Annotated in this window: 9 protein-coding genes and 2 pseudogenes; 9 read left to right on the top strand and 2 right to left on the bottom strand. The window is 42.7% G+C overall.

The genetic code is table 11. The annotated features are described in order from the left end of the window. Nucleotides 1-202 (bottom strand): annotated as a pseudogene (locus IM473_RS22265) (J domain-containing protein); the annotation flags it as partial. Nucleotides 203-466: 264 nt separating this feature from the next. On the opposite strand from IM473_RS22265, the gene IM473_RS22260 reads away from it, so the two are divergent. From IM473_RS22260 to IM473_RS22220, 9 genes are all read left to right on the top strand, one after another. Then, nucleotides 467-1027, top strand: coding sequence for a RipA family octameric membrane protein (locus IM473_RS22260; protein WP_069474518.1), 561 nt, complete (start codon nt 467-469; stop codon nt 1025-1027). A gap of 260 nt (nt 1028-1287) precedes the next feature. After that, nucleotides 1288-1503 carry a hypothetical protein gene (locus IM473_RS22255; RefSeq protein ID WP_002746864.1) on the top strand — a complete coding sequence of 72 codons (216 nt, stop codon included), beginning with the start codon at nt 1288-1290 and terminating at the stop codon, nt 1501-1503. Further along, nucleotides 1491-1928: a type II toxin-antitoxin system VapC family toxin gene (locus IM473_RS22250; protein WP_287659111.1), complete on the top strand. Its 438-nt coding sequence runs from the start codon at nt 1491-1493 to the stop codon at nt 1926-1928. The genes IM473_RS22255 and IM473_RS22250 overlap by 13 nt, the downstream gene beginning before the upstream one ends. 330 nt (nt 1929-2258) lie before the next feature. After that, the gene (locus IM473_RS22245) at nt 2259-2873 is read left to right on the top strand and encodes a DUF1349 domain-containing protein (protein ID WP_287659112.1); all 615 of its coding nucleotides are present in this window, start codon (nt 2259-2261) and stop codon (nt 2871-2873) included. A gap of 159 nt (nt 2874-3032) precedes the next feature. Beyond that, on the top strand, nt 3033-4001 hold the full coding sequence (locus IM473_RS22240) for an endonuclease/exonuclease/phosphatase family protein (RefSeq protein WP_287659113.1): 969 nt from the start codon (nt 3033-3035) through the stop codon (nt 3999-4001). Nucleotides 4002-4040: 39 nt separating this feature from the next. Further along, complete coding sequence (locus tag IM473_RS22235; protein WP_287659114.1) at nt 4041-4265, top strand: DUF433 domain-containing protein; 225 nt, start codon at nt 4041-4043, stop codon at nt 4263-4265. 104 nt (nt 4266-4369) lie between these two features. Further along, nucleotides 4370-4621, top strand: a complete 252-nt coding sequence (locus tag IM473_RS22230) for a DUF5615 family PIN-like protein (RefSeq protein ID WP_353845160.1) — start codon at nt 4370-4372, stop codon at nt 4619-4621. 192 nt (nt 4622-4813) lie between these two features. Next, the gene (locus tag IM473_RS22225) at nt 4814-5263 is read left to right on the top strand and encodes an FHA domain-containing protein (RefSeq protein WP_287659115.1); all 450 of its coding nucleotides are present in this window, start codon (nt 4814-4816) and stop codon (nt 5261-5263) included. A gap of 154 nt (nt 5264-5417) precedes the next feature. Further along, on the top strand, nt 5418-5810 hold the full coding sequence (locus IM473_RS22220; protein WP_002799162.1) for a DUF4278 domain-containing protein: 393 nt from the start codon (nt 5418-5420) through the stop codon (nt 5808-5810). Between the two features lie 319 nt (nt 5811-6129). Here IM473_RS22220 and IM473_RS22215 read toward each other — a convergent pair. After that, a pseudogene (locus IM473_RS22215) lies at nt 6130-6480 on the bottom strand (DUF4276 family protein); the annotation flags it as partial. Between the last annotated feature and the right edge of the window lie 141 nt (nt 6481-6621).

The following is a 6621-nucleotide window of genomic DNA, read 5'->3' as shown; positions in this document are numbered from 1 at the left end:
GAACAGTACAGGCGATCGGGGTAGCCAAGGGAGTAGCCAGGGGACAAAATTGACCCTTTAATGAGCTTTCAGGAGCATCTTCTAGTAAACAGGCAAGATGATAGGCGGGATGACTACGGGGCTTTTTTTGGGGGCTAATAAACCAAAAAGCCGTTAAAATGAGAATTAGGTACAGGAGTAGAGAAAGAATTTGCTCCGCCATCGCCACTTTTAGTTAGTCTGCTCAGTTACCCGAAGAATTATAATTGGTGCTATGGTCGCTGAAAAGTTCTTTGTATCTCAGCTGATTGTCAGAAATCTACAAAACGGGGTGATATGTCGAAAGTTTCCATATATTCTTACTCTAAGGATTGTTGTTGGCAAATTTTCTTTATAGTTAATAGTTAGCTTGCCATCTTTACGCTCAAAAATCGGAGTTCATAGACTTATATAGTCTCCAGAGTAAAATTAACCAAAGGGTGATTTCATGAAATTGCTAATAAAAATACTAAAAAACTTTCGGAAATTATTCAAGTCAGAAGTTACTTCTCAAGAGTTAAATATCAGAGAAGGTTTGGAGTACCTAAAAGAAACCTCTGAATCCGCCAATAAAACATGGGAATTGTTTCAATATTTTCGTAGTGAAATTCAACATGAACATAGCTTATTAATGGGTCGTGTAACTTGGTATATTACTTGCCAATCTTTTTTACTTACTGTATATGCTATTACTTACAGCAATAGCAAAGGACCAAACTGGTTTTCTAATCTTTTGCTACCGAGCCTAGCAATTATTGTATCTTTTTTGTCTTATTTTATGATTCAGGGTGCTACAAAAACTATTGATATGTGGGGGAAATTACGTTTAAAATTAGTTAGTGAGAATTCAAAATTAGACCCTGTTCTTATTCCTCGATGGCGTTCAAATGCTCCTAAAGATGACCCTATTCATTTGAGAGCACTTTGGTTTCCTCAGTTTATTTCAATTCTTTTTGTAGTCATTTGGGTGCTGATTGCATATTTTTCTTGGAGGTTTCCTTGGCTATAACTACCAGCGATCGCCGCTATGGTAGATATGGTAAAGTGCGTTCCTTAATGCGAGTCCTACCGCTACAGCGATCGATTTTGGGGAACACACCATGGTCATTGATTCAAGTAAATGATAATAATCTAAAAACGTCTAGGCACAGCGACAGACGGGAGTGCGATCGGATATAGACAAATATGGGGGCATTTTACCTTACTTTTTGGAGCCTTGATCTGTGTGCAATATGACATGATTAATAGAAGAAACAGGGAGTAAAGAGCATGACTACCTATCAAGATGTTCGCCGGCAAGTTGAGAATCTCACCCCAGACGAGCAACTTCGCTTGTTAAAAGAGTTAGCTGTAATGGTACGTCGCCCTATGCTTGTTAAGCCCAAGCATAGCATTATGGAACTAGAAGGACTAGGAAAAGAAATCTGGAATGGACTTGATGCTCAAGAGTACGTTAATCAGGAACGTGCCTCATGGAATGGCTGATGCAACTGCAAGGTCAAGTTGTGGGTTTGGATACCGCGCCACTCATTTACATGATGGAGCAAAATCAGGCATATTTAGGGCTTGTTCGTGCCTTTTTTGGGGCAGTAAGTCGAGGCGAGTTTCAAGTTGTTACCTCTACGTTGACGCTGACGGAAGTTTTGGTGCATCCATTACGCTCAGGCAATGTAGAACTTGCTGGCCAGTATCGTGATATTCTTCTTGATCAAGAAAACTTAATTACTGTACCTATTTCCCTTGAGATTGCCGAAGTTGCCGCCCAGTTAAGGGCAAGACAAAACTTGCGCACTCCAGACGCAATTCAGATCGCCACTGCTATGGGAGAAGGTGCTATGTTTTTCTTGACCAATGATGCCCGTTTAGCTGCTGTCCCAGATTTAAAAGTTTTGGTTTTGGATGCTCTGTAACAGTACACCAATCTGGTAGGGTGCGTTCCTTAAACATTGATTCAAGTCAATGATTATAAGCTAAAAACATCTATGCACAGCGACGGACGGGAGTGCGAGTGCCGTCGAATAATTGTAAATTTTTGTTACGAAGTGCAGTCAGATTGAAGAATTAGTGATAGGGTCGCTGAAAAGTTCTTTGTATCTCAGCTGATTGTCAGTAATCCACAAAACGGGGTGATATGTCGAAAGTTTCCATATATTCCTACTTTGGTTATTCGGAAAGTTTCTGTATAATCAATGGTTAGCTGGCCTCGTAATATCACGATGTATCTGATTAGGAGCGATGTTATGGGACTTAGTGAAAATTTTTTACAGCCAGCATTGTCAGATGATTTTTACTGGCTCAACGAGCCGACGCATTATCGTTTGGGTAATGGCTTGGAAATTTCTACAGATGAAAAAACTGATTTTTGGCAAAACACGCACTATGGTTTTCAAAGAGACGATGGGCATTGCTTATTGATGCGACAAGTTGGCGATTTTTCCCTAATGACCCAAGTAGAATTTCAGCCTCGGGAAAAATATGATCAATGTGGCCTAATGGTGCGGATTGACAGTCAGAATTGGATAAAAGTTTCCACGGAATATGAAAGCGAACAAGCTAGTCGGCTTGGTTCTGTGGTGACCAATTTGGGATATTCTGATTGGGCAACGCAAGACATTTCTTCACGATACCGCGAAATGTGGTATCGCATCAGTAAACGGGGGAGCGATTTTCTGCTAGAGAATTCTTATGATGGGCAGGCTTGGCTGCAAATGCGGATCACACACTTACACAACATAGCCGACGATTGCCAAATCGGAGTGTATGCCTGCAGCCCAATAGGCAAAGCGTTTCGCTGTTGTTTCAAAACCTTGGAAATCTCAGACAATCAGTGGCTGGTAATACCAGAAGCCAGCTAATAACTGTATGCACCTGACTGGCACTTATGCGCCTTAACGCCTGGCTTGTTGTGGTTAACGGCTTGTCTCAAGATCTGAGTTGCCGATTCTTTGTACACCCTATAAACTGGTTGGAGAACTTAAAGATTCACCTAATAAATCCGTCTAATAATAGATGTTATGCTGACCAGTATTTTGCTGTGGTTGATCGCACTTAGCCTGTTGCTAATCAGCTTCACCCCTGGAGAATGGTACAAGCTGTGGCTCTTTGAGATTTTGGGGGCAGGCTATCTTTGGTTTGCGGCCTTGACTTTGATATTGCTGTTGGCTCTGTTTTTACCCAGGTTCCGCCCTTCCCGCCGGAAATTGATGATCACCTTAGCTGTAGGGCTGGGGTTTTATGTCAGCACAATTGCTACCTGGTATGTTCCGAGGTTCCGAGATGCTAGAACTGGTGGTCTCCCATTGACCGTAATGACCTACAACGTCAACTACCAACTATGGGAGACCAGTGCCGTGACTAACCTGGTTCGGGCAAATCCCGTAGATATATTCGGGTTAGTTGAACCCCTCAAGGAGCAAGCCGCAGAGCTACTAGACAAGGTGCAGGATCTTTATCCTTACTATTACCGCGCAACGGGAGGCGGACTGAGTTTATTTAGCCGCTATCCCATTACAGAGGCAACGACTGATAACTTGGGAACCCGCCACCATAGCCTATTCGCAAGCGTTAATGTGACAGGACACCCCATTCGGGTTGTTGTTGCCCATCCCCTTGCCCCTATATCCATACCTAACTTTATCAATCGTAACCAGGCGATGGTAGCCCTGGCAGCCTATGCAGCACAGCAGTCAATCACCACCGTGATGATGGGTGACTTTAACCTCACCTCCTGGTCGATTTATTTTCGCAACTTTATCATTAACTCAGGATTACGCAGTGTCAATCTAGGGCATGGACTAAATCCAACCTGGTTTTACGCTGACGGAGCGCGATCGCTATCCCATCTCGATCATTGGAAACAAGCTCTAAAAATTCCCATTGACCACATTTTCGTCAGTCAAAATGTCAGGGTTGATCAGGTCATCACACTGCCTTCAGGTGTATCTGATCATCGTCCAGTGATTGCAAAACTACGAGTGACGTAGCTTGTTTTAGCCCCTCATAACGGAGGTAACAAAACCTTAATGGAAAGTCGTATCCATATCAATCCAGATATTTGTAATGGAAGACCTGTTATAGCTGGAACCCGAATTCCGGTGCAAACAGTTATGGAATTTTTGGCAGCAGGGGATTCTATTGAAGAAGTCCTTGAAGAATATCCTTCTCTGAATCGAGAAGATATTTATGCCTGTAGGCAATTTGCAGCAAGATTGATGGCGAATCACTATGAAGTCAGAAAAATTGCATGAATGGTTTTTTCTTTGATGAAAATTTACCAGCTAAAATCCTGTTCACTCCATCTTTACCGATCGTTCATGTTTCGGTTTTAGGTAGAAGTCCAAGGGATACGTAAATTTGGCAATATGCAAAGGATAAAAAACTGGTTATTGTTACGAAAGATGCGGACTTTTCCGAGCGACTAATGCTAGATTTTTCCCCACCTAAAGTAGTACATCTCCGTTTTGGCAATATACGAAAACGAGAATTTCATCAGTTTTTAGCCCGTATTTGGCCACAGGTTGAAGCTTTGGTCACTGTTCAAACCCTTCACTCCATTTTGAAAGGCAAGAGTAAGACTGGTTCTGTATTCTGTGCTACCGTTTGAATTTGGAATTACTGTGACCTTGCCCTATCCACGTCTGTTAGACTTCTGATAAGAACGAATCGCACTAGAACCCTATATCTTTGATTATCTCGGCGTGATCTCAGTCGAACGCTCAGTCGAACGGTTTCAGCCCTTCGGTAAAACTGAGGGCTTCGGCCGTGAGATCAGCCGAACGGTCTTCACCTGACATTTATGATAGAATTCACCCTGTTCACCGCCTCTATCGTGCCGACAACAGTCACCGTGATCACTTTAACTCTTTTGCACCCCAGTCAGGCCACGCCCCTACAACATTGGCAATTTGACAATGAGCAGTCAACCATTCTCATCGGCAGGGCGCTGGATAATCATGTGGTTCTCTATAGTGCTGTGGTTTCGAGGCGGCACTTAGAAATCCACCGTAATGATCGCGATGACTGGGAATTGGAAAATTTAGGGTCAAATGGGACGTTTCTCAATGGCAAAGCGATCGAGAAAACCGCCGTCGTCGATGGTATGGTGGTTCGTTTAGCCACCTCTGGCCCGCAAATTCAAATTCGTCTCATCGATGAGGACGAGCAACCAAAATTAATCCTCAAACCCCTAGAGGCTCCTTTGGTGGGCGACCAAACCCAGCCGGAAAAGGATACTATCGCCAGCTAGAAAATATTAAATTTTTATAAATTTTTTTCAATTTCCCTAACAAAATGTAAAAATAGATACAGAATAATAAATAAGATCTTTTCATTTGTTGTCCCTATATAGGGACGACAAGGGGGATTAAAGTCACTTTAAAGCATTGCAGGGAGTCGGTGATATGACGTTAGCCTATCGAGGAGTTAAGTACGAAAGGGATTCTCTCCCCTTGGAGATGAAGACTGGAGATATCGGCGGTAAATACCGAGGTCAAGACTGGAATCACCATTATCCTCGCCATATGCTCCAATTAGAGCCGAAACTGCATCGTCAGTATCGTGGAGTTGCCTACAGCACCCGTCCTCATCTTGCCGGGCAAGTCACCCCAAACAGTTGTCCGTTGCCCGTTGTCAAACCCCCTGTTGTTGTCCAAGAGGAAACCCTTTCTAGCATCCATCTGAACAATATTCGTCGTCGTCTGGAACGTCGTTTACAAATCGCTCAAGAGAATGGTGACGAAACCCTCGTTAATCTCTTGAAAAAAGAATCCCAAGACTTAGCCTTAAACTGCTAGATTAGCGGTTTTTCCCCACTTTCCCCTCGGTTCTGCCGGGGGGAATATTTTTGGGCGCAAAAATGCCTAAATCTTCCCCCGCTCACTCCCAAGGCCGGCACTTTTTGATTTTAAAAAACCCTAAAGATATTATCCAACAAGATTTTTATACCAATTCTCCAAAGTCTGACTACAGAAGTTTAATCCCCCTAAATCCCCCTTAAAAAGGGTGACTTAAATTCGATGTGTAGTTTTAATTTAGAGAAATGGTATTAGATTTTTTCAGCCAACTCTAGTTAGGAGTTTACAAGCTTTTAATTATATTAGGTCGAGGTCTATTCTAGTTCGGGTTCGGATTGGGGCGTTGTATCATTTCCACAACATTTTTGATACCTTGGATAAAAGTTTGAAAACTACGCGATTTATTTTCAGTTAGGGAAAGATGGGGGGCAATCTGTTTAGAGTGGGTTCCTGCATAATACTCTTTCACTAGCTTTTTTAATTCTTGTTTGGCCGAGTTGAGCTGGTCTGGTTCTCTGTATTTACTTTTATTTTGTTTTTGGCCGAGACTATTTAAATTATACGCCTTGGCCACTGCTGCTAAATCTCCCAGAAACCAAGATTCTAATTCATGGCAAATAATCCGAATTAAGACTTGAGCATCACTGGCATTTTGACAAATTTCCCCTAGTGGGACTTAGGCGTTTTCGGTCAGCAAAAAAGGCTCAAACCATTACGGGACAAAGGGTTAACCTCGATTTATGATTTTCCTTGATATATCTGGGTTTCAGCGATTTTGGGCTTCTCGAAGTAAATCCCAAGCGGGGATTGG

The organism is Microcystis sp. M015S2, assembly GCF_020245945.1.
Classification (GTDB): Bacteria; Cyanobacteriota; Cyanobacteriia; order Cyanobacteriales; family Microcystaceae; genus Microcystis.
The sequence above is the reverse complement of the archived record's forward strand: the minus strand, read 5'-3'. Positions and strand labels throughout refer to the sequence as shown.